Origin of the sequence: Duganella lactea (assembly GCF_009857505.1) — a bacterium.
Lineage (GTDB): Bacteria > Pseudomonadota > Gammaproteobacteria > Burkholderiales > Burkholderiaceae_D > Rugamonas > Rugamonas lactea.
The window spans coordinates 19,934-45,319 of the sequence record NZ_WWCP01000001.1 but is presented as its reverse complement, the minus strand read 5'-3'; the positions used below and the strand labels follow the sequence as shown (position 1 = coordinate 45,319).

Below are 25,386 nucleotides of genomic sequence, written 5' to 3'. Positions count from 1 at the left end.
CGCCTTGGACAGGCGACATGGATGGCAGGCATGAAGGTAACGCTGGCAGGGCAGGGATGGAGTTTTGACGCGACGGCGCCGGATACGCTGTTGCAGGCGGCGGACAAGGCGGGCATTCGCTTGCCGAGCTCGTGCCGCAACGGCACGTGCCGTACCTGCCTCTGCCGCGCCACCAGCGGCACGGTGCGCTACAAGATCGAGTGGCCGGGCTTGAGCCTGGACGAGAAGCGCGACGGGTATATTCTGCCTTGTGTGGCGATTGCCGAGACTGACCTGACGCTTCAGGTGCCGGCGGCGAGCCGGTAATTCAGTCTGGGTTGCGGCTTGCGCCGCCACGGCGGTAGGCGCCGGGGCTGGCGCCGTACTGGCGCTTGAAGGCGCGGTTGAAGGCCGCTTCCGATTGGTAGCCGACCGCCTCTGCGACGTCGCCGGCGTGGCGTCCCGCCTCCAGCAGACGGGCGGCGCGCGCCATCCGCAATTGCGTCAGCACCTCGGCCGGCGTGGCGTTGGCGGCCTGCTTGAACAGGCGTGCGAAGGTGGCGCGCGACATGTGGCTGGTGTCCGCCAGCGCTTCCAACGTCCACGGTTTTTCCGGCGCCGTCAGCATGCCGTGCATGGCCGCCTGCAGGCGCCGCTCGGCCAGCACGCCGAACAGGCCGGGCACCGCCAGCGACTGCTCCAGCCAGGTACGGATCAACAGCGCGAACAGCGCCGAGGCCAGTTGCCGGATGATGGCTTCGGAGCCGCCGCGCGGCGTCTCCGCTTCTTCTTGCAGCATGCGCAGCAGGTGGCGCAGGCTTTGTGCCTCCGGCCGACCGGCGGTGCGCACCACCAGCACCGACGGCAACGCGGCCAGCAGCCCGGCGCTGCCGTCGAGGTCGAAATGGAATTCACCGCACAGGATGTCGGTTTGCGGCCCGTCGCCGTCATTGCTTTCCAGACGCAGCAGGCCGGGTACGCTGCGCGGCGGCGTGGCGCCGGCCGGGTCGCCGAGATGCAACTGGTGCGCGCCGCCCTGCGGGAAGACGATGATGTCGCCGGTTTGCAGCGTCAGCTCGCCGGCGTGCGCCTCGCCGTGCACAATCAGGTGATAGGGAGCGACGCCACGCGGCGTGCCGCCATGCTGCAGTACCCACGGCGCGCCGAAGCGGCAACGCACGTCCAGTGCGGTTTGCACCGGGTACAGCGAGAGCAGGTGGCTGAGCGGGTCCATAAGTTACGGATGAGACGATAGAGCAAATTATAGAGCATTTGGGATATTCACCATCGCAAGCGGCCGGCCTACACTGTTTCCATACCAAATCACTTTTGAAAGGAAACACATCATGTCCCGCTTGTTCACCCAGCCTGTCTCGGAAGCCACCGGCCACGCCGCGCAACTGTTCACCGCCATCAAGGGTGCGGTCGGCAAGGTGCCGAACGCCTATGCCGGCATCGGCAGCAATAGCCCGGTGGCGCTGGAAGCCGTGCTGAACCTGGACGCCGCGCTGCGCAAAAGCAGCCTGAGCGCCAAGGAAATCGAGGTGGTCAAACTGGCCGTCAGCCAGGACGCCGCTTGTGATTACTGCCTGGCCGCGCACACGCTGATCGGCGCCAAAGCCGGTCTCAGCGCCGACGCCATGCGTGGCGTGCGCCACGGCCAGCCGAGCGGCGATGCCCGTCTGGATGCGCTGGCCAGCTTCGTGCACAGCGTGGTCACCACCAGCGGCGACGTGCCGGCCGAGGTGGTCAGCGCGGCGCAGGCGGCCGGCTACAGTGACGCCCAGCTGGTCGACACCTTGCTGGCCATCACCGCCATCACCTTCACCAATCTGTTCAACCGGGTCAATGTGACCGAGATCGATTTCCCGCGCGCCGGCTAATCTTTCTTGCGGAGGCGCTGCAACAGCGCTTCCGTGGTGTCGCTTAGCGGCACGCCGTGCCGGCGCAGCAGCCGCACATTCAGCACCATGTTTTCCAGCACCAGCTTGGCGGCGACGGCCAGCAGCGTCAGGTGCTTGTCTTCTGCGCTGAAGTTGTCCATGGCGCCGGCCATCTCGCACAGATGGTTGGCGATCAGCCCGCGCAAATCGTGTTCATCGAACGGCAGGTCGGCGAAGTCGATCGGGTCTTCCCGCTCCACCTCCTGCATCAGCAGTTCCAGTTCTTCCGGGGTAATCGACATGGGCGCTCCGCTGGTTGGGACGATTGCATTTTAGCCGTAATCGGTTTACCGGCACAGCGCATACAATATTCGCGCGCGCGGTGCGTCTTTAGCGGCTAACGTTGGCTTTTCAGGAGTGAATCATGCAGCGATCTGTAATTGCCGAGTCCGCGATTGAGCGGCTGGACGGATTGGCCGTCCCCAGCGCGCCGCGCACGCGCGATGGCCGTTTCCGCAATCCGGTGCGGATGCACAAGATGGGCTTCGTCAAATCGCTGGGCATCATGCTGCGCTTCGCCTTCGACAAGCCGAAAGACACGGTGCCGTCGCAGCCGATACCGGTGCACGCGCTGACGCAGCGGCAATTATTGGCGGCGCCGGATCGCAGCCTGTTCCGCCTCGGCCACTCGACGGTGCTGCTCAAGCTGGACGGCCATTTCTGGCTGACCGACCCGGTGTTTTCCGAGCGCGCGTCGCCGGTGCAGTGGGCCGGCCCGCGGCGTTTCCACCCGCCGCCGATCAGCATCGACGAGCTGCCGCCGATCAAGGGTGTAATCCTGTCGCATGACCATTACGACCATCTGGACCATGCCGCCGTCAAACAGCTGGCGGCCAAGACCGAGCACTTCATCACCACGCTGGGCGTGGGCGAGCGCCTGATCGCCTGGGGCATCCCGGCGCACAAGGTGCGGCAGTTGGGCTGGTGGCAAGCCACCCAGGTCGCCGGCCTGAAGCTGGTGGCCACGCCGGCGCAGCACTTTTCCGGCCGTGGCCTGCGTGACCGCAACAAAACGCTGTGGGCCTCGTTTGTCATCGAAGACCGCGACGTGCGCCTCTTCTTCAGCGGCGACAGCGGCTATTTCGACGGTTTCAAGGAAATCGGCCGCCGCTACGGCCCGTTTGACCTGACCATGGTGGAAACCGGCGCCTACGATCCGCAGTGGCCGGACGTGCACATGCAGCCGGAAGAGTCGTTGCAGGCGCATATCGATTTGCGCGGCAAGGTGCTGCTGCCGATCCACAATGGCACCTTTGATTTGTCGCTGCACGCGTGGCACGATCCGTTCGACCGCATCACGCGGCTGGCGGCCGAACACCGTCGGCCGATCGCCACGCCGGAAATCGGAAAGCAGCTGGATATTCTCCAGCCACATGCGGAAGCCAAATGGTGGGAAGCGCTGGTGACGGCTAAGCCGTAACGTTGATGAACTTGCCGACGGTCTGCCCCAGCGTGTTGACCTGCGGCTTGGGTATCGTCAGGTTGGGTGGCAGCACCTGCTCGGCGCGTGGTGGATTTTCAATGGCGCGGGTGAGATTGACGGTGGGCAGCGGCTGGTTGGACGTCTCGGCCGCCTGGGTGGCCTTGTCGCTTGCCTGCTGGTTGTCGGCCAGCGTTTGCTTGTCCTTGGCCAACTGGTCGCGGCTGGCGTCCAGCCGGCTGGTGTCCTGATTGACGCGCACGCGGTCTTGTTGCACCTGCCTTTCAGCTTGTGCAACCGATGCTTGCAGCGCGTTGACGGACAAGGCCATGGCATTCTTTCAGGCAGGATGATGCACAATCATTTATTGCAGGTTAGGCCATAAAAACAAAAAAGGCAAGGCCAACCGCACCGCCCGCAGTGATGCCGTCCGGCGGCGTCATGCGGCACTGCCAATGTTGTATTTCTTTAAAAACGCCGTCGATGAGGGTGGCGGTGAATTCGACGCAAACGCTATAATCAGCGGTCAACATTGAACAATCGACTATGAACCTGGCACACCTCGCACACCACCTTGGCATGTCCAAGACCACGGTGAGCCGGGCGTTAAACGGTTACCCGGAAGTCAATGTGCGTACCCGCGAGCGCGTGTTGAAGGCGGCCCAGGAGGTCGGCTATCAGCCCAATCCGATGGCGCGCTCGCTGGCGCTGGGACGCACCAATGTCTTCGGCATCATCTACCCGCTGCTGCCGTCCGACATGGGCGATCCGATGTTCCTCGATGTGGTGGCCGGCATGTCGTCGGCGCTGGAGGCGGTCAACAACAGCCTGATCATCGCGCCGGTATCGCCGGCGGCCGAGCAGCCGGCGTATCAGCAAATGGTGCGCGGACGGCGTGTCGATGGCCTGGTGGTCGGGCGCACGCTGGTGCGCGACGAGCGTATCGCCTTTTTGAGCAAAGCCCAATTCCCGTTTGTCGCCCATGGCCGCACCGAACTGAAGGCGCCGTATGCGTGGTTCGACTACGACAACGAGGCCGGCATCCGCATCGCCATGGAGCGTTTGCTGGGGCTCGGCCACCAGCGCCTGGCCCTGATCAGCGCCCCGCTGGAACTGAACTTCGCCCGGCAGCGCAAGGACAGCTTTGTCGCCGCGCTGGCGGCGGCAGGCCTGGCGGCCGATCCGCGCTACCTCATCGACAACACGCTGGACCGCCGCAGTGGCTACCAGGCCATGCAGCAGTTGCTGGCCTGCTCGCCGCGACCGACGGCGGTCATCGTCGACAACCACCTGTCCGGCGTTGGCGCGGTGCGCGCACTGCTCGATGCCGGCATTGTCATCGGCCAGGACATCTCGGTCATCGTCTGGGGCAGCATGGCCGACACGCTGGCCGGCGCCAACGTCACCACCATCGACCAGCCGGATCCGTGCAAGGCCGGTGCGCGCATGGTCGACATGCTGCTCGCCCTGATCAACGGCGTGCCCGCCGGCGAACTGCAAGAACTATGGCAGCCGGTGTTGCTGGAAGGCGCCACCGTGGGCCGGGTCAAGGCAAGCGACGCCTGAAGCGCGCGGCGTTACTCACACTCAGTAGATCTCCTGCTGCACCACGGTCGCCTCGATTTCAAACAGCATGCCGTCCAGCGCCAGGCGCGGCACCGGGATCAGCGTGCAGGCCGGCGCTGGATGATCGCCCCACATCGCGCGCAGCGCCTTGCTGAATATGGCGAGACGCGCTTCGCTGTGATCCACGATCAGCGCCGTGACCTTGGCCACTTCGGTATGCGTGGCGCCGGCCGCCGCCAGCGCGGTCTGCAGATTGCGCAGCGCCTGCGCGACCTGCGCGCCGAAGTCGTCGGACAATTCGCCCTCCGTGTTCTCGCCGCCCTGGCCGGCAAGGTAGATGATGCGCGCTGGCGCTTCCGCCACCACAACGTGGCTGTAGCCGTTGGGACGTGGATCGTACAGACCTTCTGGATTGATGAACTTCATGATGCCCTTTGTGCAGTGAATGTGCGGACACTATAAAATCTCAACTTAACTTGAGGTCAAGGGATATGATGATTCCAAAGGAACTGGGCGTCGGCGAGCTGGCGGAACGCTCCGGCGTGGCCGTCTCCGCGCTGCACTTTTACGAAGCCAAGGGCTTGATTCATTCGGTGCGCACCGCCGGCAACCAGCGCCGCTATGCGCGCTCGGTGCTGCGCCGGCTGGCGGTGATCAAGGTCGCCCAGCGGGTTGGCCTGCCGCTGGCCGACATCGCCAGTGCGCTGGACGCCTTGCCGTCCGGCCGCACGCCCACCGTCGCCGACTGGCGCCGTTTGTCCGCGACCTGGAAGCGGGAACTGGAAGAACGCATCGCGACCTTGACGCAGTTGCGCGATCAGCTGGACGGCTGCATCGGCTGCGGATGCCTGTCGCTGAAAGCCTGCCCCTTGCGCAATTCCGGTGACGCGTTGGCGCAACGCGGCGCCGGCCCGCATTTTCGCTAGTTGCATTATTTTTTCTTCAGGATTAGTATTTAAACACCGGCTGCGCAGCGTTTTCGCCACCGGCGTTTGACCTGAGCGAACTCGGTATCCCCAACCCTCTTCGCAACGGCGGCAGGTACGCAAGGTGCCTGAATGATGATCCTGTCCCACGCATAACTCATTCTCTCTATTGCCATGTGCAATGCACAGGCACGTGGGCAGGGATCGTCGCGAGCTATCAGTGCATTTCAATTCTGGAGACAACCATGAACTATTCACTCATCGTCGCCGGCGTGTTGCTGGCCTCGTCCGCCCAAGCCGCCACCATCGACGCCAAGACCCTGACCGGCGCCAGCACGCCGTTACAAGTCGCCCAATACGGTGTGCGCAATTATTCCGCGCCGGTACTGGTGGGCGGACTGCATGATCCGGCCAGCTACGCGGCCGCGCCCAAGCTGCCGGTGTGGCAGTTCGCGGCCAGCGATCCGACCGGCGGTGTTCTGAAGTTTGAGCGCGATCCGGCGCCGGCGACCGGCTGGCACGCGCATTCGCGCAAAGGGCCGGTGCTGGTGACCGGCGGCGGCTCGGCGATCGCCAACCGCGTCTACACCGTGTACAACGGCCAGCAGCTGGTGGCTGCCATCAAGGAAGCCGGCAACGATCCCAAGATCATCCGCGTGATCGGCCACATCGACCTGCGCTGGAGCCAGAACAACACGGTCTTCCGTGAATACACCAGCTATTCGGATCAGAAGTTTGGCGGCTCCATCGCGATCCCGTCCAACACCACGCTGGTTGGCATCAACGACGCGCAGGGCCGGCCGGCGCGCATCACCGGCACGTCGCTGCTGATCGGCGGCGAGCTGCCGGCGGCGGCGGGTGGCGATCCGGAGGCGGACTTCAAAAAATGGATCGCCGACGGCAAGGACGGCGACGACTATCCCACCTGGACCCGCAACGTCATCGTGCGCAATCTGGTGATCGATACGCCGTGGGACGTCAATCCCGAAGACTCGGACAACGCCTATGCCGACGGCGTGACGGTATCGCGCGGCCAGAACATCTACCTCGATCATCTGACCATCAGCGACGGCGACACGCCGGATTCGCTGGCGACCGGCACCTACGACACGCGCCACGACGGCGCGCTGGATGTGGTGCGCGGCAGCGATTACGTCACCATCTCCAACAGCGTGTTCGGCAAGCACCACAAGACCACGCTGGTCGGCAACGGCGATGGCGGCCGCGCATGGAGCGACGAAGGCCGTCTGCACGTGACCTTCAGCGGCAACTGGTGGGACGGCGCCACCACGCGTCTACCGTTGAATCGCTTCGGGCAGGTCCATATGTTCAACAACCTGATTAGCGGCAGCACCTCGACCAAGGACAGCGACGTCAAATTCGGGAGCGGCACCGATGCGCGCTACCGTTCCAACATGCTGCTGGAGAATCACTACTACAACTTCACCGGCTTGAAGGTGGCGGAGTTCTGCGGCAAGGCGATCAAGGGCAAGGACTTCATCGGTTTCCGCTCATCGGGCCACATCTTCACCAGCGACAAATCGGGCACCAGCGCGGTGGACGGCCAATGCGGCTTCGCCCAGCCACCAGCCGCCAGCCTGTGGACGCCACCGTATGCCTACACGCTGCAAACGGCGACGGCCACACTGACCTCCGTGCCAGCCAACGCCGGCGCGGGCAAGCTGAAATAGGCGCTTCACAACGCCTACATATTGCGGCGGTACTGGCCGCCGACTTCGAACAGCGCGGTCGTGATCTGGCCCAGCGAGCAGACACGCACCGCGTCCATCAGTTTGTCGAACACGTTGGCGTTGTCGATGGCGGCTTGTCGCAGGGCCGCCAGCGCTTGCGGCGCTTCGGCGGCGTGGCGCTGGTGGAAGTCTTCCAGGCGCGCGAGCTGCGATTGCTTTTCGTCGTCGGTGGAGCGCGCCAGCTCGATCTGCGCCGGCGCCGCCACACCCTTCGGATTGCGGAAGGTATTGACGCCGATGATGGGCAAGCTGCCGTCGTGCTTCTGATGCTCGTACAGCATCGACTCTTCCTGGATCTTGCCGCGCTGGTAGCCGGTCTCCATCGCGCCCAGCACGCCGCCACGTTCGGCGATGCGCTCGAACTCCTGCAGCACAGCTTCTTCCACCAGGTCGGTCAGCTCGTCGATGATGAAGGCGCCCTGGTTCGGATTCTCGTTCTTGGCCAGGCCCCATTCGCGGTTGATGATCAATTGAATTGCCAATGCCCTGCGCACCGATTCGTCGGTCGGCGTGGTGATGGCTTCGTCGTAGGCGTTGGTGTGCAGCGAGTTGCAGTTGTCGTAGACGGCGATCAGCGCTTGCAGCGTGGTGCGGATGTCGTTGAAGTCGATCTCCTGCGCGTGCAGCGATCGGCCCGAGGTCTGCACGTGGTACTTGAGCTTTTGCGAGCGGTCGTTGGCGCCGTATTTGTCGCGCATCGCCACCGCCCAGATGCGGCGGGCGACGCGGCCCAGCACCGTGTATTCCGGGTCCATGCCGTTGGAGAAGAAGAACGACAGATTGGGCGCGAAGTCGTCGATGTGCATGCCGCGCGCGCGATAGGCTTCCACAAACGTGAACCCGTTCGACAGCGTGAAGGCCAGTTGTGAGATCGGATTCGCGCCCGCTTCGGCGATGTGGTAGCCGGAGATCGACACCGAGTAGAAGTTGCGCACCTGATGGTGGACAAAGTATTCCTGGATGTCGCCCATCACCTTCAGCGAGAACTCGGTCGAGAAGATGCAGGTGTTTTGGCCCTGGTCTTCCTTCAGAATGTCGGCCTGCACGGTGCCGCGCACGTTTTGCAGCACCCAGGCTTTGATCTTGGCCGCTTCGTCGGCGCTCGGCTGGCGTTTGTTCTCTTCGACGAATTTGCTGATCTGCTGGTCGATGGCGGCGTTCATGAACATCGCCAGTATCGTTGGCGCCGGACCGTTGATGGTCATCGACACCGAGGTGCTTGGGCTGCACAGGTTGAAGCCGTCGTACAGCACTTTCATGTCGTCCAGCGTGGCGATCGATACGCCGGAGTTGCCGACCTTGCCGTAGATGTCCGGCCGCAGCGCCGGATCTGCGCCGTACAAGGTGACCGAGTCGAAGGCGGTGGACAGGCGCTTGGCGTCCATGCCGGTGGAGACCAGCTTGAAGCGGCGGTTGGTGCGGAAAGCGTCGCCTTCGCCGGCGAACATGCGGGTCGGGTCTTCGCCTTCGCGCTTGAACGCGAATACGCCGGCGGTGAAAGGGAAGGAACCCGGCACGTTTTCCAGCATCAGGAAGCGCAGGATTTCGCCGTGGTCTTCGTAGCGCGGCAGCGCCACCTTGCGTATGCGTGTGCCGGACAGCGTGTGCTGCACCAGACGTGTACGGATTTCCTTGTCGCGGATGTTGACCACGTAGTCGTCGCCGGCGTAGGCGGCTTGCATGTCCGGCCATTGGGCCAGCAGCTTTTTCGCGCCGGCGTCCATGGCGGTATCGCGCTCGGCGATCAGGTCGTCCAGGTCGGCGGTCTTGTGGGCGATGGCCAGCATGCGTTTGGTCGCGCTGAGCTGCTGGCGTTCGCGCGCCAGCGTCACCTGCTTGCGCGTGAAGCGGTGGTAGCCGCGCACGGTGTCGGCGATCTCCGCCAGGTAGCGCGCGCGGGCCGGCGGCACAATGACATGCTTGCCGCTGGAGTGGCGGATGTCGGTCGCCGGCAGTTTGGAGGGTTGCGCGCGCAGGCCGAATTCGGCGAGCTTGGGCAGCAGGCCTTGATACAGCGCGGTCACGCCGTCGTCATTGAAGCGCGAGGCTTGCGTGCCATAGACCGGCATCTCTTCCGGGCGCTTGCTCCACAGTTCGCGGTTGCGCTGGTACTGCTTGGCGACGTCGCGCAGCGCGTCCAGCGCGCCCTTGCGGTCAAACTTGTTGATGGCGATGAAGTCGGCAAAATCGAGCATGTCGATTTTTTCCAGCTGCGAGGCGGCGCCGAATTCCGGCGTCATCACGTACAGCGACACATCGACATGCGGCACGATGGCGGCGTCGCCCTGGCCGATGCCGGAGGTTTCGACGATCACCAGGTCAAAGCCGGCCACCTTGCAGGCGGCGATGACGTCGGGCAGCGCCTGCGAAATCTCGGAGCCGGCTTCGCGCGTGGCGAGAGAGCGCATGAACACGCGCGACTGGCCGGCCCATGGATTGATGGCGTTCATGCGGATACGGTCGCCCAGCAAGGCGCCGCCGGATTTGCGGCGCGACGGGTCGATCGAGATCACCGCGATGTTCAGCGTATCGCCCTGGTCGAGGCGGATGCGGCGGATCAGTTCATCGGTCAGCGAGGATTTGCCGGCGCCGCCGGTGCCGGTGATGCCCAGCGTGGGCGCTGGCAGGTCTTCGGCGGCGGCCAGCAGTTCGGCGCGCAGCGTGGGTGCGGCCTTTTCGTTTTCCAGCGCCGTGATCAGTTGCGCCAGCGGGCGGTGGCGCGCGGCGGTGTCGGCGCCTTCGCGCAGCGGCACCAGCGAGGTGGGCGCGTAGCGCGACAGGTCGATGTCGCACTGCTGCACCATCCACTGGATCATGCCGACGAGGCCCATGCGCTGGCCGTCTTCGGGGCTGAAGATTTTGGTGACGCCGTAAGCATGCAGCTCTTCGATTTCGTGCGGGACGATGACACCGCCGCCGCCGCCGAACACCTTGATGTGGGCGCCGCCGCGCTGGCGCAGCAGGTCGATCATGTATTTGAAGTATTCGACATGGCCGCCCTGGTAGCTGGAGATGGCGATGCCTTGCACGTCTTCCGCCAGCGCGGCGGTGACCACTTCGTCCACCGAGCGGTTGTGGCCGAGGTGGATGACTTCCACGCCGTTCGATTGCAGGATGCGGCGCATGATGTTGATCGAGGCATCGTGGCCGTCGAACAAGGACGCGGCCGTGACGAAGCGGATTTTGTTCGCCACGCGCGGTGGCTGGTCGGCGATGGCCGCAGCTTTCGGAGTTGAGAGGTCGTTCATTGGTGTCCCGTTATTTTTAGCGTAATTTCATTTTTCGTCCCCGCGCCAGCGGGGGACGGTTCAGGCGGCGCGTTTCTGGTCAAATTGCGTCAGCAGGCGGGCCTTGTCGGCGTGGAAGGTGGCGACGGCGGCTTCCTTCACGTGGCCGAAGCCACGTACCTTCTCGGGCAGCGAGGCTAGTTCCACGGCAACGGCGTGGTTGTCCGCATCCAGCTTGCCGATCAGCGTGGCCACCAGTTCGCGGTATTCGGCGATCAGCGCGCGCTCCATCTTGCGTTCTTCGGTATGGCCGAAGATGTCGAACATGCCGCCGCGCAGGCCCTTCATTTTCGCCAGCAGCCTGAAAGCGTTCCACATCCACGAGCCGAATTCCGCCTTCACCAGATGGCCCTTGGCGTCCTTCTTCGCGAACAGCGGCGGCGCCAGATTGAACTTCACGCTGAAGTCGCCCTCGAACTGCTGCTTGAGCTGTTCGACAAAGCGGCCGTCCGTGTACAGACGCGCCACTTCGTATTCATCCTTGTAGGCCATCAGCTTGAAGTAGTACTTGGCGACGGCGGTGGACAGCTGGTTGTTCAGGCCCAGCGCCGTCTCGCGTGCGCGCACTTGCGCCACCAGTTCCGAGTAGGTGTTGGCGTAGGCGGCGTTCTGGTAGGCCGTGAGGAACTCCATGCGCTTGGCGACGATGCTGTCCAGGTTTTGCGGCATTTGCAGTACGATGGGTTGTGCCGGCGTGGCGACGCGTTCCACGCGCTTCAGATCCACGGCGGCGCGGCGGCCCCACAGGAAGCTTTTTTTGTTGGAGGCGACGGCCACGCCATTCAGTTCGATCGCGCGCAGCAGCGATTCTTCTTTGAGCGGAATGCGGCCGCGTTGCCACGCATAGCCCAGCATGAACAGGTTGGCGGCGATCGAGTCGCCCATCAGCGCGGTGGCCAGCTTGGTGGCGTCGATGAAGTCCGCCGCGCCCGCGCCGACCGATTCTTCGATCAGCGCGCGTACCTCGGCGGCCGGGTACTGCCAGTCGGCGTTCTGCGCAAAGGTGCCGGGTGGCTGCTCGTGCAGATTGACGATGGCCAGCGTGCGGCCGGGGCGCATCTTGGATACCGCGTCTGCGGCGCCGGCGGTCAGCATGTCGCAGCCGAGGATGACGTCCGCCTCGCCGGTGGCGATACGTTGCGCGCGCAGGTGCGACGGCGTAAGCGTGATCTTCACATGCGAGGTGACCGAGCCGTTTTTCTGCGACATGCCGGTCATGTCCAGCACCGAGGCGCCTTTGCCTTCGATGTGCGCGGCCATGCCCATCAGCGCGCCGACGGTGATCACACCGGTGCCGCCGATGCCGTTGATCAGGATGTTGTAGGGATGTTCGCAGTCCGGCAGCGCGGGTGCCGGCAGCGCGTCCCAGCCGTCATCGCTTGACGTGGCGCCGGCCTTGGATTTTTTCAGCGCGCCGCCTTCCACCGTGACGAAGCTCGGGCAGAAGCCTTTCACGCACGAGTAGTCCTTGTTGCATGACGACTGGTCGATGGTGCGCTTGCGGCCGAACTCGGTTTCCTTCGGCAGGATGGACACGCAGTTCGATTGAATGCCGCAGTCTCCGCAGCCTTCGCATACCGCTTCGTTGATGACCATGCGTTTGGCGATATCCGGATAGGCGCCGGTTTTGCGGCGGCGGCGCTTTTCTGCGGCGCAGGTCTGGTCGTAGATCAGCACCGATACGCCGGCGATGTCGCGCAGCTCGCGCTGCACCGTGTCCATGTCCTTGCGGTCGTGCAGTGTGACGATGGCCGGCAGGGCGCCGCGGTCGGTGTAGCGCGACAGGTCTTCCGTCACCAGCGCAATTCGTTTTACCCCCTCAGCCGCCATCTGCTGGGCGATCATCGGCACCGAGGTCTGGCCGTCCACCGGCTGGCCGCCGGTCATGGCCACCGCGTCGTTGTACAGAATTTTGTAGGTGATATTGACGCGCGCCGCCACCGCGGCGCGGATCGCCAGGTAGCCGGAGTGGAAGTAGGTGCCGTCGCCGAGATTCTGGAACACATGCGGCACTTTGGAGAACGCGGCCTGGCCGATCCACGGCGCGCCTTCGCCGCCCATGTGGGTGGTCAGCTTGTTGTACTCGGGGTAGATCGAGGTGGCCATCACATGGCAGCCGATGCCGGCCAGCGCGAACGAACCGTCCGGTACCTTGGTCGAGGTGTTGTGCGGGCACCCGGAGCAGTAGAACGCTGGACGGAAGGGCGTGTTGATGGCCTTCTTCAGCACCGCGTCTTTCGCGTCGAGGAAGGCCAGGCGCGCCTTGATCTGGTCCTGAATGTGGGCGTCGCTGATGTAGCGCGCCACGCGGCTGGCGATCACGCGCGCCACTTGCGAGACCGAGAAGTCGGCCTTTGGCGGCAGCAGCCATTCGCCGCGCGGCGCCACCCACTCGCCCTTGTCGTCGAACTTGCCGATCACGCGCGGCCGCACGTCGTCACGCCAGTTGTACAGCTGTTCCTTCAGCTGGTATTCGACGAACTGGCGCTTTTCTTCCACCACCAGGATTTCATCGAGGCCCTGCGCGAATTCGCGCACGCTGTCCGGTTCCAGCGGCCAGGGCATCGCCACCTTGAACAGGCGCAGGCCGACCTTGGCGGCCATCGCTTCATCGATGCCCAGTTCTTCCAGCGCTTCCAGCACGTCCAGGTAGGATTTGCCGGAGGCGATGATGCCCAGCTTCGCATCTTGCGAATCGATGGTGGTGTGATTCAGCTTGTTCTCGCGCGCGTAGGCCAGCGCCGCGTAGATTTTGTAGTCCTGCATCAGCGCTTCCTGATTGCGCGCCTGCTGGCCCAATGGCACGGACGACAGGCGGGCATTCAGGCCGCCGGGCGGCATGACGAAGTCCTTCGGTAGCTTGACCTCGACGCGGAACGGATCGGCGTCGATCGAGGCCGACGATTCCACCGTGTCGGCCAGCGCCTTGAAGGCCACCGCGCAGCCGGAGAAGCGCGACATGGCCCAGCCATGCACGCCCAGGTCCAGGTATTCCTGCACATTGCAAGGGTAGAGCACCGGCACCATGCAGGCCGAGAAGATATGGTCCGACTGGTGCGGCAGTGTGGATGAATACGCGCCATGGTCGTCGCCCGCCACCAGCAACACGCCGCCGTGCTTGGCCGTGCCGGCGTGGTTCATGTGCTTGAACACGTCGCCGCAGCGGTCGACGCCGGGGCCCTTGCCGTACCACATGGCGAACACGCCGTCGTATTTTGATTCGCCGATCAGATCCACCTGCTGCGAGCCCCAGACGGCGGTGGCCGCCAGATCCTCGTTCACGCCCGGCACGAACTGCACATTGTGCGCCGCCAGATGCGGCTTGGCCTGCCACAGGTTTTCATCCAGGCCGCCCAGCGGCGAGCCGCGGTAGCCGGAGATGAAGCCGGCGGTGTTCAGGCCGGCGGTCTTGTCGCGCGCGTGCTGGATCATCGGCAGGCGCACCAGCGCCTGGATGCCGGACAGGAAGATCTTGCCGTTGGTGGAGGTGTATTTGTCGTCGAGGCTCACGGAGGTGAGCGAGCTGGTGCCGTCTGGCATGGCGGTGTCTCCGTCTGGTCGTTGGATCGCGCTCGAACTGGGGGACGTCGGGTGGACGCGCCAGGGTCAAGCCATCATGCCGCCTGGTCGGCGGCTTGCTCCCAGTATCGGCGCTACTTGACGTATACGGAAATACCGAATCCCGATGGGGGTATAAGAAAATCTTATAGGGGGGTGGCACCGGGCCACAGGCCGGCGGCACACAGCTGCTCGCTGACTTGGCGCACCAGTCTGCCGATGGCGGCGGCGGCGTTGGTTGGTGGAATGTTTCGTGACGAGCACAACACCACGGTGCGCGAAATCGCCGGACTGTGGATGCGCCGGGCGCGCAGGGCGCCGCGCCGCAGTTCGTCCAGCACCGGCGCCGAGGGCAGGATGGTGGCGCCCATGTCCGCCAGCAGCGCGGATTTGAGGATGGCGATGGAGTTGATTTCGATCACGCTGCCGACGTTGAGGCCGGCCGCGCGCGCCACGCTTTCAATCCGCGGCCGCACGCCGTGTTGCAGGCCGGGCAGGATCAGCGCCGCCTGCAAAGCCTGCTCCAGCGTGATCTCCGCCGGTGCGGCGGTGGCCTGCGCCGCGTCGGCGTGGCAGATGAAATGCAGTTCCTCCTCCGCCAGCGGACTGGTGGCGAACTGGCTCAGCTGGCCGTCATCGAACAGCACGGCCAGATTGACGCGGCCGGACTTGAGCTGGTCGCTGAGGTTGCCGGTCAGCTCCTCGGTCAGCTGCAGCGTGATTTCCGGATACTGCGCGCGGCTGGCCTTCAGCAGCGGCAGGGCCAGCGCGCCGGAGATGCTCTGCGGCAGCCCCAGCGTGACGCTGCCGCTGGGCCGTTCGGCCGACTGCGCCACCGCCGAGCGGGCGTCGGCCACCTGCTTGAGGATGGCCTGGGCGTGCTCGTAGAACACTTTGCCGGCATCCGTGCTGAGCACGCCCTGGGCGGTGCGGTGCAGCAGCTGCACGCCCAGTTCCTGCTCCAGCTGGCGCAGCTGCTGGGTCAGCGCGGGCTGGGCAATGTGCAACATCAGCGCCGCGCGCGACAGCGAGCCGTGATCGGCGATGGCAACAAAATAGCGTAACTGGCGCAGTTCCATGTAAATTTAAGTCCCTCAGAGAAACGTTTTGTTATACTGAATGCATGACGGCGTAACGTCCAGCTTCTATTTGATGGGTATTCGTATGTTAAAGAAAGTTGATGCTTCTCAGCTGAAACTCGGCATGTATATTCATGACTTGAGCTGCGACTGGATGACCCATCCATTTGTGCGCAACCGTTTTATGCTTTCCAGCCCGGACGAAATCCGCAAGATCGTCGACGCCGGCATCCGTACCGTGGTCATCGACAGCGCCAGGGGACACGATGTGGAGGATGCGCCGACGCTGGCCGAAGCGCAAGCGGCCACCGAGCGCGAGATCGTCGACCTGGCCGTCCAGGCGCCGATTCCGGCACGCGTTTCGCTGGGCGAGGAGCTGCAGCGTGCGGTGAAGATCCGCCATCAGGCCTCGACGCTGGTGCGCAGTGTGATGCGCGACGCCCGGCTCGGCAAGGCCATCGAGCTGGACCAGGTGCAGCCGGTGGTGCAGAACATCACCGAGTCGATCCTGCGCAATCCGGGCGCGCTGATCGGCCTGCTGCGGATCAAGAACAAGGACGATTACACCTTTTTGCACTCGGTTAGCGTGTGTACGCTGCTGGTGGCGTTCTGCCGCTCGCGCAACCTGCCGGCCGACATGACCCACCAGGCCGGCCTGGGCGGGCTGCTGCACGACACCGGCAAGGCGCTGGTGCCCGACGACATACTCAACAAGCCCGGTGCGCTGAGCGACGAGGAATTCGCCATCGTCAAGAAGCATCCGGAAGATGGCTACCGCATCCTCAAGCAATCGCCGGAGATTGGCCCGATTCCGCTCGATATCACGCTGCATCACCACGAGCGCTGCGACGGCAGCGGCTACCCCGGCAGTCAGGCCAGCGGCCAGATCAGCGAACTGGCGCAGATGGCCGCTATTGTCGATGTGTACGATGCCATTACCTCAGACCGCTGCTACCGCAAGGGTTTGCCGGCGGCGGCGGCGCTGCGCAAGATCTACGAGTGGAGCAAGTTCCATTTCAACCCGCAGTATGCGCAGGAATTCATGCGCTGTGTCGGCATTTATCCGGTGGGCACCATGGTGCTGCTGGAGTCGGGTCGGCTGGGGGTGGTGGTGGAATCGCATGAAACCAATCTGCTGGCGCCCAAGGTCAACGTGTTCTTCCACACCAAGAAGAATGTCTACATCAAGCCGGAAACCGTCGATTTGTCGCGCGGGCTGGGCTTTGGCGGCGGCGACAAGATCGTCGGCCAGGAGTCGCCGGACAAATGGAATGTCGATCCGATGCGCTTCCTGACGGTGGCCGCCTAGAAGAACTCGGCGGTATCGTTGGATTCGATGGTCTGCAGCAGGCCGCCGCTGACCAGCTCGTCGTAGTGGCACACCAGGTTGCGGCCGTGGCTCTTGGCGTAGTACAGCGCCTGGTCGGCGTGGCCGAGGATGATCACCGGCGCCTCCAGCGCGCTGATGCTGACAAAGCCCACACTCACCGTCACCTTGCCCACCTGCGGGAAGTCGTGCGCGGCCACGTTCATGCGGAAGCGCTCGATGATTTTCTTGGCGTTGTCCAGCGTGGCCGAGCGCAGCAGCACGACGAACTCCTCGCCGCCGAAACGGAACACGCGGTCCTGCGCGCGGAACGACGTGGTCAGCAGGTTGGCGATCAGGATCAGCACCTCATCGCCGTATAAATGGCCGAAACGGTCGTTCACGTGCTTGAAATGGTCGACATCGACCACCGCCAGCCATTGCTTTTCCTCGTCGCTGTGGGTGCGGCGCTCCGGCTCGCCCGGCAGCGTGATGGCGTCCTGCTCGGTGCTGGCGGCCAGCATCTTGGACAGCTGGTCGTCGAAGGTCTTGCGGTTGAGCAGGCCGGTCAGCGAATCGCGTTCGCTGTAGTCCAGCAGATTCTGGAAATTGCGGTAGACGTTGACGATGCCGCCGATGACGTGGATGGTCTCCCGGGTGTACGGCGTCGGATGGACGATTTCCAGGCAGGTGTCGGCCTTGTCGCCGAGCCAGATCGGCAGCCACAGCGTGTGCTCACCGGCCTCGTTGGCGAGCTCGGCGCTGGTCTCGTGGCGGGCGATGCATTGCGCCAGCGCCGGCGTGCGCTCGATCGGATCGCCCGGATGCTGCTGGTAGGCGGTGTCGATCATCTGCGCCGTTTCGCCGGCGCGGATGAGGGCGCGCGGACGGACAAACACCTTCCCTCTGACCGTGGCCAGCGTCAGCACACGGACCTGACTGGCGCAGGCAAGCTCCTGCACCGCCGAAATCACCGAGATGTCGAGCATCGTGTGATCGCGGTGACCGGTCATGTCCACCATGTGTTTCAGTAGGGAATCCATATGCCTTTCCAAAAAACAGCTGATCAGGATAATAGCTTTTTGCAACTGAAGCAATTCTCATGTGTGAAAAAAACTAACATTGCCTAATAATGAGTTTTTTTTCCTACAATCATCTTCAACATAGATTAGAAAAGATTCCACAAGGAAAGCTTGCGTGGCATCAACCCTCTTGGATACAGCCTCCGTATAGTGGCAAGCAATGGTGCGGAACATGGCATCAGAGGCTTTTTATGGACTAACCAAGGAGTACGACATGCACTCGCTGATGGCAATTGCAAAAGAGTTTGCGCGCGACGAGGACGGGATCACGGCCATCGAATACGGCCTGATCGCGGCAACCATGGTGACCGCCGTGGCGGCCGCGTTCGCCTATCTGGGACCGGCGCTGGGGGATGCCTTCCAGGCCATCGCCCTGAAAATCAAAGTGACGTAAGCAGCCCGGCTTTCCAGTCGCAGCCAGGCTGGAGAGCCTTTTCGCGGAGCCTTCCCATGCTCAATGCCCTCGAAGTGATTCTGATCTGCCTGGTGACGCAGGCGGCGCTGACCGACCTGGCCCTGCGCAAGATCCCCAACGTTCTGATCCTCAGCGGCCTGTTGCTGGCGCTGATCCTGCACCTGCTGGCCGGGCCGCCCTGGGCGCCGCTGTCGCAGTGGTTGGCCGGCGCGGTGGCCGGCTTTTTTTTGTTCCTGCCGCTGTACCTGCTGCGCGGCATGGCCGCCGGCGACGTCAAGCTGATGGCCATGGTCGGCAGCTTTGCCGGCCCCGGCCCGGCGCTGAGGATCGCCGCGCTGGCGTATGTGATCGGCGGTGTGCTGGCGCTGGCGCTGCTGTTGTGCGGCGGCCGCTGGCGGCAGGGCCTGCGCAATCTGGCGCTGCTGTGCAAGCCGTTGCTGTTGCGTTTGTTAGGAGTGCCGCTGCTGCCGGTGCCGCTGCCGCCGGCCGACAGCGTCGGTGGCATGCCGTATGGCGTTGCCGTGGCGCTCGGCACGGTGGGCTTCGTCGCCTGGACGCATCACTGAACGGAGCTTGCTGCACGTCAATGTCCGCATGACGGTGGCTGGATAGACTTGTTTCCACGCCGAACAATTGCCTTGCGGAGATAACGATGCTTGCCCTCGAACCGCCATCCCCCTATGCCCGCCTGCTGGACGCCGAACCGGAGTCCTTGCTGCCGCCGCAGCCGAAGTCGGTGCGCGACACCGGCCTGCCGCAGCAATTGATTGTCGAGCTGATCGCCAAGGCGCTGTACCTGGGCGGCAAATGCCACCTGCCGGTGCTGACCACCAGGCTGCACCTGTCGATCAACGTGCTGCGTGAGGTGCTCGATTTCATGGTGGCCGAACATGTGGCGGAGGTGGCGTGGCGCGGCGACTCCGACCTCGACGTGCAGTACCAGCTGACCGGCGCCGGCAAGCAGCGCGCCAGCGCGTGGCTGGAGCGCAGCCCCTATGCCGGCGCGGCGCCGGTGACGCTGGAAGCCTACCGCGCCATGGTCGAACGCCAGGTGCTGCAGGCACCGCAGCCGGCCGCCGATGATCTGGCGGCGGAATTCGCCGACGATTTCCTGGCGCCGCCGGTGCAGCGCATGCTGGGCGCGGCGATGCACGCCGGCCGCAGCATGCTGCTGTACGGACCCTCCGGCGGCGGCAAGTCGCTGCTGGCGCGGCGCCTGGGCGGTCTGTTGCAAGGGCTGGTGGCGGTGCCGCACGCGCTGGTGGTGGGGCAGGACATCGTGCAGGTGTATGACGCGGCGGTGCATCGCGCGCCGTCGCCGCGCCAGGCACGCATGGTGCAGCCGTCGCCGGAGCGGCGCAGCGGCGATCCGCGCTGGGTGCTGTGCCAGCGCCCCGTGGTGGCGCTGGACGGCGCGCTGGAGGCGCAGATGCTGGACCTGCAGCCGGATGCGGCCAATGGTTGCTACTGCGCGCCGCCGCAGCTGAAGGCCAACAACGGTTTGCTGATCGTCGACGATCTGGGACGCCAGCGCGTGCCGGCCGCCGAGCTGCTGAACCGCTTCGTCCAGGCGCTGGAGACGGGACGCAGCGTGCTGTCGCTGGCCGGCGGATATCACTTCCCGGCGCCGTGCCGTTTGCGGCTGGTGTTCGCCACCAGCCAGACGCCATCGTCGCTGCTGGACGAGGCGGCGCTGCGGCGCGTGGGCTACAAGATTCCGGTGGGAGCACTGAGCGCCGCCAGTTACCGCACGCTGTTTCGCCAGCAGTGCATCAGCATGGGCGTGGCCTATGACGAGGCGGCGCTGCGCTACCTGCTTGACGAGTTGCATGCGGGTGCTGGCCTGCCGCTGCTGGCCTGCTATCCGCGCGAGATCGTCGGCCGGGTGGTCGACTTCGCCGCGTATCTGGGCGAGCCGGCGCGCCTGTCGCCGGCCTCGCTGGAGCAGGCCTGGGTCAGCATGTTCGCCGATGAGGGCGCGCGCGTGGACGATGACGTGGAGCCTCGGATAGCATGAAGAACCGGCGCGCATTGTTGATGATGGCGCTGGCCGTCGTGTTCGGGCTGGCGGCGGTGTCGCTGGCGTCGCGCTGGCTGCTGCGGCAGACGCCGGGCACCGCCAGCAAGATCGTGGTGGCGGCGACCGACGTGAATCTGGGGCAGCGCCTGACGCCGGAGATGCTCAAGCAGATCGACTGGCCGGCCGACGCGCTGCCGCGCGGCGCGCTGACCGACAGCGGCAAGCTGGTTGGCCGCGTGCTGAAAAGCAGTGTGCTGCGCGACGAGCCGCTGAGCGAGGCCAAGCTGGCGCCGGCCGGTACGCTGGGCGGACTGTCGGCGCTGATCGCCGAGGGCAAGCGCGCCATCACCGTGCGCGTCAACGACGTGGTGGGCGTGGCGGGATTCGCGCTGCCGGGGAATTTTGTCGACATCATCGTCAACACCCAGACCAATGAGCGGGCGATTTCCAAGATCGTGCTGGAACGGATACTGGTGCTGGCGGTGGCGCAGGAGGTCGGGCGCGACGAGACCAAGCCGCGCGTGGTCAATGCGGTGACGCTGGAGGTGACGCCGGCGCAGGCCGAGAATCTGGACCTGGCGCGCAGCGTCGGCACGCTGTCGCTGGTGCTGCGCAATCAGGTGGACCCGCGCCCCGGCACCACCGATGGCGCCACCAAGGGCACGCTGCTGGGAAGCCATGAGCCGCAGGCCGCGCCGCCGGTGGCCGTACCGCCGGAGAGCGCGCAGGTGATCGAGCGACCGCGCGTGCAGGTCGCCACCGCCACGCCGCGTGCGCGGCCCTGTGTCAGCGTCATCGCGGGCGCTCAGCGCTCGCAGGAATGTCTGTGAGCGTGCCATGGACTTCCGTCACCCTCCATGGGCGCTGTGCGCCGCGCTGACGCTGGCCGCGCCGCTGCTGGCCGCGCCGCTGCAGGCGGCGCCCATGTCCGCGCCCGTCGCCGGCGATGGCGGCTTGCGCTGCACCGGCCAGGCGGCGCAGCCGGGCAGCCTGTCGCTGCAACTGGGTAAGTCCACACTGATGCGCATGCCGGAAGCGGTGCAGGCGCGCAGCGTCGGCAATCCCGCCGTGCTGCAGGCGATGCTGGTGGCGCCGGACACGCTGTACCTGGTGGGTGCCGATATCGGCACCAGCAACATGATCGTGCAAGGCCGCAGCGGTTTGTGCAACGTGGTGGAAGTGGTGGTCGGCATCGATCCCGCTGGCTTGCAGCAAGCCCTGGCCGCGCTGATGCCCGAGCAGAAGGACATTCAGGTCAGCGCCGCTGGCGACACGCTGGTCATCAGCGGCACCGTGGACGATGCGCCCACCGCCGCGCGCGTGCTGGACCTGGCCGCCGCCTTCGTGCGCCGCCCTGCGCAACCGCTGGCGCTGGACGGCAAGCGCAGCGAAGGCGCCACGGCATCGTTGCCGCCGGCCGGCAGCGCCACCGCCACCGCACAGGCCAGTGCCCGCATCGTCAACTTCCTGAATATCGGCGCGCCGCAGCAGGTCATGCTGGAAGTGAAAATCGCCGAAGTCTCCAAATCGCTGCTGGACAAGCTGGAAGCGAACGTCAATTTGAGCTTCGGCGGCGGCAGCTGGGCCAGTACGCTGAACACCAGCTTTGTCAGCCAGACGCTGAAAGGCTTGCTCAACATCGGCACACGCGGCGCCATCGCCGCCGACAAGAAGGACGCGCTGGTGCGCATGCTGGCCGAACCCACGGTGATGGCGATCAGCGGCCAGGAAGGCAGCTTCCTCGCCGGCGGCCGCATTCTGGTGCCGGTGGCGCAGGACAACAACAAGGTCACGCTGGATGAAAAGGAATTTGGCATCGGCCTGCGTTTCACGCCCACCGTGCTTGCCGGCGGCCGCATCAACCTGCGCGTGGCGCCGGAAGTGTCCGAGGTTTCGCGCGAAGGCATTGGTATTTCGGCGGCCGGCATTTCCGGCACCGCCGTGCTGCCGCTGTTCACCACGCGCCGCGCCAGCACCACCGTGGAGCTGTACGACGGCCAGAGCTTCGCCATCGGTGGCTTGATCCGCAATAGCCAGAGCACCAACATCCACGGCCTGCCGATCCTCGGCGAACTGCCGGTGCTGGGCGCGCTGTTTCGCAGCACAGACTTTCAGCAGGACCGCACCGAGCTGCTGTTTGTCGTCACGCCGCATCTGGTGCGACCGCTACCCGCCAATTACAAACTGCCGACCGACAGCATCGCCACGCCCAGCCGCGCCAGGTTATTCCTGGACGGCCGCATGGAAGCGACGCCGGAACAGCCTAGCAAGGAGTGATCATGCGTTACGTACCGATACTACTGGCCGGCGCCTTGTCCGCCTGCACCAGCACCACGCCGCATTGGGACAGCCGCTTCGGCGTCGCCACGCGCATGGCGCTGATGCAGCAGGTGATCGACCCTGCCGCTGCGCGCAATACCGATCCGGTGACCGGCATGGATGGCCGCAGCGCCCGCGCCGCTTACGAACGCTATCAGAAATCCGGCGGCGAGTCGCAGCCTACGCAGTCGCTGGCGACGGGCGGTCTCAAATGAAGGCACTGATGATCAGCAAGGACAGCCTGCTGCACGCGGAAATCGCGGCGCAGGGTTCGGCGCGCATGCCGGCGGTGCAGCTGGTGGCGTCACGCAACGGCTTGCGCGACGCGGTGGAACGCCCGCTGCCCGAAACGCCGGACCTGGTGGTACTGGACGCCAGCGACGCCGCCGCAGAAGAGGGCGAGCTGGTGGAACGCCTGAGCAAGCAGTACCCGTCGGCCACCTTCATGCTGCTGACGCGCGATCCGCGGCAGGACCTGCTGATCCGCGCCATGCGCGCCGGCATGCGCGAGGTGCTGCCGCTGCCGCTGGTGCACCGCGCCTTCCACGAGGCGATGGACCGCATCGAAGTGGCGGCGGGCCTGAGCCCTGTCCGCGAAGGCAAGGTGCTGGCCTTTATCTCCTGCAAGGGCGGCAGCGGCGCGACTTTTTTGTCGACCAACTTCGGCTACGCGCTGGCCGCGCTGGCCGACAAGAAGGTGCTGCTGATCGACCTGCACGGCCAGTTCGGCGACGCCACGCTGTACGTCTCCGACCAGAAGCCGGCGATGACGCTGTCCGACATCTGCGCGCAGATCAGCCGCATGGACGGCGCCTTCCTCGACTCCTGCCTGGTGCACGTGGCCTCCAACTTCGGCGTGTTGGCGGCGGCGGATGATCCCAACGGCACGGTGGACATGAAGCCGGAGCATATGGACACCATCCTGCGCATCGCCCGCCAGCACTACGATTTCGTGGTGCTGGATGTCGGCCGCCAGATCGACGCCATCTCGCTGCGCGCGCTGGACCAGGCGGACACCATCTACCCGGTGCTGCAACTGGCGCTGCCGGACATCCGCGACGGCCGCCGGCTGCTGGACATCTTTCGCTCGCTGGGCTATCCGAACGAGCGCACGCGCCTGATCGTCAACCGTTACGAAAAGGGCGGCAAGCTGCGGCTGATGGATCTGGAGCAGGCGCTGGGCGCGGACGTGGTGCACACGGTGCCCAACGATTACCTGTCGGCGACGGACTCGGTCAACCAGGGCATCCCGGTGCTGCAACTGTCGCGCGCCAGTGCGGTGTCGCGCAGCCTGGCGGAGCTGGTGGAGCTGGTGGCGGCGCGCCGCGTCGCCGAGAGCAAGGGACTGTTCGACCGCATCTTTGGCCGCAACGATGGAGGATGATGATGAGCTTACGCGAACGTCTGTCGCATGTGGAGGATGATCGTGGCGCCGGCGGGCCGCCCGGACTGGCCGCTGCCGCCTACCAGGAGCTGAAGAAGAGCATGCACCAGACCATCCTGGACCGCATCGACCTGGAGCGCCTGAAGCGCCTCACGCCCGAGCAGTTCAAGCATGAACTGGCGCTGCTGATCCAGCGCATCATCGAGGAGGAGCGCATCGTGCTCAATCAGCACGAGCGGCATAACCTGGTGCTGGACATTCAGCACGAGATGCTGGGTTTCGGCCCGCTGGAGCCCTTGCTGGCCGATCCCGGCGTGTCCGACATCCTGGTCAATACGGCGGCCAAAGTCTATGTCGAGCGGGCCGGCCGCCTGGAACTGACCGAGACCACGTTCAACGACAACGCCCACCTGATGAAAATCATCGAGAAGATCGTTTCGCGCGTCGGCCGGCGCGTGGATGAATCCAGCCCGATGGTCGACGCGCGGCTGCCGGACGGCTCGCGTGTCAACGCCATCATTCCGCCGCTGGCGATCGATGGGCCGATCCTGTCGATACGCCGCTTCGCGGTCAACCCGCTCAGCATCGACAACCTGCTGGACTACCGCAGCCTGACGCCGCCGATGGTGGAAGTGCTGAAGGCGCTGGGACAGGCCAAGATCAATATCCTGATCTCCGGCGGCACCGGTTCCGGCAAGACCACCATGCTGAACGTGTTGTCCGGGTATATTCCGGCGCACGAACGCATCGTCACCATCGAGGACGCGGCGGAGCTGGCGCTGCGCCAGCCGCATGTGGTGCGTCTTGAAACGCGGCCGCCGAATATCGAGGGCAAGGGCGAGGTCAATCAGCGCTCGCTGGTGCGCAACGCGCTGCGCATGCGGCCGGACCGCATCATCCTCGGCGAGGTGCGCGGACCGGAGGCGCTGGACATGCTGCAGGCCATGAACACCGGCCACGAAGGCTCGCTGGCCACCATCCACTCCAACACGCCGCGCGATGCGCTGTCGCGGCTGGAGAACATGGTCGGCATGGCCGGCGTGAACCTGACGCCGCGCGCCACGCGCCAGCAGATCTGCTCCGCCGTGACGGTGGTGATGCAGGTGTCGCGCCTGACCGACGGCACGCGCAAGCTGGTCAGCTTGCAGGAGGTGACCGGCATGGAGGGGGAGGTGATCGCGATGCACGAGATTTTCCGCTTCGAGCAGAAGGGCGTCGATGCGGACGGCAGGGTGCTGGGACGGTTCTCCGCCACCGGCGTGCGGCCGCGCTTTGCCGACCGTCTGCGCATGTTCGGTGTGCAGGTGCCGGATTCGGTGTTCGATCCGGACAAGATCTACGAGTAGGCGAC

The 25,386-nt window shown here is 65.0% G+C and carries 24 protein-coding genes; 15 read left to right on the top strand and 9 right to left on the bottom strand.

Translation table 11 applies throughout. The annotated features are described in order from the left end of the window. Positions 1–21: 21 nt before the first annotated feature. Positions 22–306 carry a 2Fe-2S iron-sulfur cluster-binding protein gene (locus GTP44_RS00230; RefSeq protein ID WP_160988515.1) on the top strand — a complete coding sequence of 95 codons (285 nt, stop codon included), beginning with the start codon at positions 22–24 and terminating at the stop codon, positions 304–306. A 1-nt stretch (position 307) separates the two neighbouring features. Here the strand turns inward: GTP44_RS00230 and GTP44_RS00225 are convergent, their stop codons facing one another. Then, on the bottom strand, positions 308–1,213 hold the full coding sequence (locus GTP44_RS00225; protein WP_161017853.1) for an AraC family transcriptional regulator: 906 nt from the start codon (positions 1,211–1,213) through the stop codon (positions 308–310). 112 nt (positions 1,214–1,325) lie between these two features. On the opposite strand from GTP44_RS00225, the gene GTP44_RS00220 reads away from it, so the two are divergent. After that, positions 1,326–1,862: a carboxymuconolactone decarboxylase family protein gene (locus GTP44_RS00220; protein WP_161017852.1), complete on the top strand. Its 537-nt coding sequence runs from the start codon at positions 1,326–1,328 to the stop codon at positions 1,860–1,862. Here the strand turns inward: GTP44_RS00220 and GTP44_RS00215 are convergent. Beyond that, positions 1,859–2,164: a hypothetical protein gene (locus tag GTP44_RS00215; RefSeq protein ID WP_161017851.1), complete on the bottom strand. Its 306-nt coding sequence runs from the start codon at positions 2,162–2,164 to the stop codon at positions 1,859–1,861. The genes GTP44_RS00220 and GTP44_RS00215 overlap by 4 nt on opposite strands. A 122-nt stretch (positions 2,165–2,286) precedes the next feature. On the opposite strand from GTP44_RS00215, the gene GTP44_RS00210 reads away from it, so the two are divergent. Further along, positions 2,287–3,342: an MBL fold metallo-hydrolase gene (locus GTP44_RS00210; protein WP_160988519.1), complete on the top strand. Its 1,056-nt coding sequence runs from the start codon at positions 2,287–2,289 to the stop codon at positions 3,340–3,342. Here GTP44_RS00210 and GTP44_RS00205 read toward each other — a convergent pair. Together GTP44_RS00205 and GTP44_RS00200 are read right to left on the bottom strand one after the other, a co-directional pair. Further along, positions 3,332–3,673: a hypothetical protein gene (locus tag GTP44_RS00205; RefSeq protein ID WP_202412610.1), complete on the bottom strand. Its 342-nt coding sequence runs from the start codon at positions 3,671–3,673 to the stop codon at positions 3,332–3,334. The two genes, GTP44_RS00210 and GTP44_RS00205, sit on opposite strands and share 11 nt — an antisense overlap. Positions 3,674–3,716: 43 nt before the next feature. Then, the gene (locus tag GTP44_RS00200) at positions 3,717–3,875 is read right to left on the bottom strand and encodes a hypothetical protein (RefSeq protein WP_161017850.1); all 159 of its coding nucleotides are present in this window, start codon (positions 3,873–3,875) and stop codon (positions 3,717–3,719) included. 13 nt (positions 3,876–3,888) lie between these two features. On the opposite strand from GTP44_RS00200, the gene GTP44_RS00195 reads away from it, so the two are divergent. Next, on the top strand, positions 3,889–4,908 hold the full coding sequence (locus tag GTP44_RS00195) for a substrate-binding domain-containing protein (RefSeq protein ID WP_160988521.1): 1,020 nt from the start codon (positions 3,889–3,891) through the stop codon (positions 4,906–4,908). Between the two features lie 21 nt (positions 4,909–4,929). Here the strand turns inward: GTP44_RS00195 and GTP44_RS00190 are convergent, their stop codons facing one another. After that, positions 4,930–5,334 carry a RidA family protein gene (locus GTP44_RS00190; protein ID WP_160988522.1) on the bottom strand — a complete coding sequence of 135 codons (405 nt, stop codon included), beginning with the start codon at positions 5,332–5,334 and terminating at the stop codon, positions 4,930–4,932. A 65-nt stretch (positions 5,335–5,399) separates the two neighbouring features. Between GTP44_RS00190 and soxR the strand changes: the two genes are divergently transcribed. Both soxR and GTP44_RS00180 read left to right on the top strand, forming a co-directional pair. Continuing rightward, entirely contained in the window at positions 5,400–5,834 is a 435-nt protein-coding gene (gene soxR / locus GTP44_RS00185) for a redox-sensitive transcriptional activator SoxR (RefSeq protein ID WP_160988523.1), read from the top strand. 245 nt (positions 5,835–6,079) lie between these two features. Beyond that, on the top strand, positions 6,080–7,525 hold the full coding sequence (locus tag GTP44_RS00180; protein ID WP_161017849.1) for a pectate lyase family protein: 1,446 nt from the start codon (positions 6,080–6,082) through the stop codon (positions 7,523–7,525). A 14-nt stretch (positions 7,526–7,539) separates the two neighbouring features. Here GTP44_RS00180 and icmF read toward each other — a convergent pair whose 3' ends face one another. The 3 genes from icmF to GTP44_RS00165 form a co-directional block, all read right to left on the bottom strand. Continuing rightward, entirely contained in the window at positions 7,540–10,833 is a 3,294-nt protein-coding gene (gene icmF, locus GTP44_RS00175; protein ID WP_161017848.1) for a fused isobutyryl-CoA mutase/GTPase IcmF, read from the bottom strand. Positions 10,834–10,893: 60 nt separating this feature from the next. Then, positions 10,894–14,412: an indolepyruvate ferredoxin oxidoreductase family protein gene (locus GTP44_RS00170; RefSeq protein WP_161017847.1), complete on the bottom strand. Its 3,519-nt coding sequence runs from the start codon at positions 14,410–14,412 to the stop codon at positions 10,894–10,896. A gap of 164 nt (positions 14,413–14,576) precedes the next feature. After that, a complete protein-coding gene (locus tag GTP44_RS00165) occupies positions 14,577–15,509 on the bottom strand; it encodes a LysR substrate-binding domain-containing protein (RefSeq protein WP_161017846.1) in 933 nt (310 codons plus the stop codon). A gap of 40 nt (positions 15,510–15,549) precedes the next feature. On the opposite strand from GTP44_RS00165, the gene GTP44_RS00160 reads away from it, so the two are divergent. Then, positions 15,550–16,818 (top strand): HD-GYP domain-containing protein, encoded by a 1,269-nt coding sequence (locus GTP44_RS00160; protein ID WP_371867116.1) that lies wholly within the window; start codon positions 15,550–15,552, stop codon positions 16,816–16,818. Here the strand turns inward: GTP44_RS00160 and GTP44_RS00155 are convergent. Beyond that, positions 16,815–17,858: a GGDEF domain-containing protein gene (locus GTP44_RS00155; protein WP_161017845.1), complete on the bottom strand. Its 1,044-nt coding sequence runs from the start codon at positions 17,856–17,858 to the stop codon at positions 16,815–16,817. The genes GTP44_RS00160 and GTP44_RS00155 overlap by 4 nt on opposite strands. Positions 17,859–18,111: 253 nt before the next feature. Here GTP44_RS00155 and GTP44_RS00150 point away from each other — a divergent pair, with 253 nt between their 5' ends. The 8 genes from GTP44_RS00150 (at position 18,112) to GTP44_RS00115 (ending at position 25,381) form a co-directional block, all read left to right on the top strand. Then, the gene (locus tag GTP44_RS00150; RefSeq protein ID WP_160988530.1) at positions 18,112–18,291 is read left to right on the top strand and encodes a Flp family type IVb pilin; all 180 of its coding nucleotides are present in this window, start codon (positions 18,112–18,114) and stop codon (positions 18,289–18,291) included. Between the two features lie 56 nt (positions 18,292–18,347). Further along, positions 18,348–18,878, top strand: coding sequence for a prepilin peptidase (locus GTP44_RS00145; protein WP_161017844.1), 531 nt, complete (start codon positions 18,348–18,350; stop codon positions 18,876–18,878). An 86-nt stretch (positions 18,879–18,964) separates the two neighbouring features. Beyond that, positions 18,965–20,329, top strand: a complete 1,365-nt coding sequence (locus tag GTP44_RS00140; protein ID WP_161017843.1) for a DUF8689 domain-containing protein — start codon at positions 18,965–18,967, stop codon at positions 20,327–20,329. Continuing rightward, positions 20,326–21,162 carry a Flp pilus assembly protein CpaB gene (gene cpaB, locus GTP44_RS00135; protein WP_161017842.1) on the top strand — a complete coding sequence of 279 codons (837 nt, stop codon included), beginning with the start codon at positions 20,326–20,328 and terminating at the stop codon, positions 21,160–21,162. The genes GTP44_RS00140 and cpaB overlap by 4 nt, the downstream gene beginning before the upstream one ends. A 7-nt stretch (positions 21,163–21,169) precedes the next feature. Beyond that, a complete protein-coding gene (locus GTP44_RS00130) occupies positions 21,170–22,609 on the top strand; it encodes a type II and III secretion system protein family protein (protein WP_161017841.1) in 1,440 nt (479 codons plus the stop codon). Between the two features lie 2 nt (positions 22,610–22,611). Beyond that, complete coding sequence (locus GTP44_RS00125) at positions 22,612–22,866, top strand: pilus assembly protein (protein ID WP_161017840.1); 255 nt, start codon at positions 22,612–22,614, stop codon at positions 22,864–22,866. Continuing rightward, positions 22,863–24,035 (top strand): CpaE/TadZ family protein, encoded by a 1,173-nt coding sequence (locus GTP44_RS00120; RefSeq protein WP_161017839.1) that lies wholly within the window; start codon positions 22,863–22,865, stop codon positions 24,033–24,035. Before GTP44_RS00125 ends, GTP44_RS00120 begins: the two co-directional genes overlap by 4 nt. 2 nt (positions 24,036–24,037) lie before the next feature. Then, positions 24,038–25,381, top strand: a complete 1,344-nt coding sequence (locus GTP44_RS00115; RefSeq protein ID WP_161017838.1) for a TadA family conjugal transfer-associated ATPase — start codon at positions 24,038–24,040, stop codon at positions 25,379–25,381. The last annotated feature ends 5 nt before the right edge of the window (positions 25,382–25,386 follow it).

What these genes read in the sequence shown, in the direction of transcription:
- GTP44_RS00225 (WP_161017853.1), bottom strand. Translation starts at nt 1,213, where the DNA reads ATGGACCCGCTCAGCCACCTGCTCTCGCTGTACCCGGTGCAAACCGCA.
- GTP44_RS00220 (WP_161017852.1), top strand. Translation starts at nt 1,326, where the DNA reads ATGTCCCGCTTGTTCACCCAGCCTGTCTCGGAAGCCACCGGCCACGCC.
- GTP44_RS00150 (WP_160988530.1), top strand. Translation starts at nt 18,112, where the DNA reads ATGCACTCGCTGATGGCAATTGCAAAAGAGTTTGCGCGCGACGAGGAC.
- GTP44_RS00230 (WP_160988515.1), top strand. Translation starts at nt 22, where the DNA reads ATGGCAGGCATGAAGGTAACGCTGGCAGGGCAGGGATGGAGTTTTGAC.
- GTP44_RS00180 (WP_161017849.1), top strand. Translation starts at nt 6,080, where the DNA reads ATGAACTATTCACTCATCGTCGCCGGCGTGTTGCTGGCCTCGTCCGCC.
- GTP44_RS00210 (WP_160988519.1), top strand. Translation starts at nt 2,287, where the DNA reads ATGCAGCGATCTGTAATTGCCGAGTCCGCGATTGAGCGGCTGGACGGA.
- GTP44_RS00165 (WP_161017846.1), bottom strand. Translation starts at nt 15,509, where the DNA reads ATGGAACTGCGCCAGTTACGCTATTTTGTTGCCATCGCCGATCACGGC.
- GTP44_RS00125 (WP_161017840.1), top strand. Translation starts at nt 22,612, where the DNA reads ATGCGTTACGTACCGATACTACTGGCCGGCGCCTTGTCCGCCTGCACC.
- soxR (WP_160988523.1), top strand. Translation starts at nt 5,400, where the DNA reads ATGATGATTCCAAAGGAACTGGGCGTCGGCGAGCTGGCGGAACGCTCC.
- GTP44_RS00190 (WP_160988522.1), bottom strand. Translation starts at nt 5,334, where the DNA reads ATGAAGTTCATCAATCCAGAAGGTCTGTACGATCCACGTCCCAACGGC.
- GTP44_RS00160 (WP_371867116.1), top strand. Translation starts at nt 15,550, where the DNA reads ATGCATGACGGCGTAACGTCCAGCTTCTATTTGATGGGTATTCGTATG.
- GTP44_RS00130 (WP_161017841.1), top strand. Translation starts at nt 21,170, where the DNA reads ATGGACTTCCGTCACCCTCCATGGGCGCTGTGCGCCGCGCTGACGCTG.
- GTP44_RS00200 (WP_161017850.1), bottom strand. Translation starts at nt 3,875, where the DNA reads ATGTTGACCGCTGATTATAGCGTTTGCGTCGAATTCACCGCCACCCTC.
- GTP44_RS00120 (WP_161017839.1), top strand. Translation starts at nt 22,863, where the DNA reads ATGAAGGCACTGATGATCAGCAAGGACAGCCTGCTGCACGCGGAAATC.
- GTP44_RS00170 (WP_161017847.1), bottom strand. Translation starts at nt 14,412, where the DNA reads ATGCCAGACGGCACCAGCTCGCTCACCTCCGTGAGCCTCGACGACAAA.
- GTP44_RS00140 (WP_161017843.1), top strand. Translation starts at nt 18,965, where the DNA reads ATGCTTGCCCTCGAACCGCCATCCCCCTATGCCCGCCTGCTGGACGCC.
- icmF (WP_161017848.1), bottom strand. Translation starts at nt 10,833, where the DNA reads ATGAACGACCTCTCAACTCCGAAAGCTGCGGCCATCGCCGACCAGCCA.
- GTP44_RS00115 (WP_161017838.1), top strand. Translation starts at nt 24,038, where the DNA reads ATGAGCTTACGCGAACGTCTGTCGCATGTGGAGGATGATCGTGGCGCC.
- GTP44_RS00145 (WP_161017844.1), top strand. Translation starts at nt 18,348, where the DNA reads ATGCTCAATGCCCTCGAAGTGATTCTGATCTGCCTGGTGACGCAGGCG.
- GTP44_RS00195 (WP_160988521.1), top strand. Translation starts at nt 3,889, where the DNA reads ATGAACCTGGCACACCTCGCACACCACCTTGGCATGTCCAAGACCACG.
- GTP44_RS00205 (WP_202412610.1), bottom strand. Translation starts at nt 3,673, where the DNA reads ATGGCCTTGTCCGTCAACGCGCTGCAAGCATCGGTTGCACAAGCTGAA.
- cpaB (WP_161017842.1), top strand. Translation starts at nt 20,326, where the DNA reads ATGAAGAACCGGCGCGCATTGTTGATGATGGCGCTGGCCGTCGTGTTC.
- GTP44_RS00215 (WP_161017851.1), bottom strand. Translation starts at nt 2,164, where the DNA reads ATGTCGATTACCCCGGAAGAACTGGAACTGCTGATGCAGGAGGTGGAG.
- GTP44_RS00155 (WP_161017845.1), bottom strand. Translation starts at nt 17,858, where the DNA reads ATGGATTCCCTACTGAAACACATGGTGGACATGACCGGTCACCGCGAT.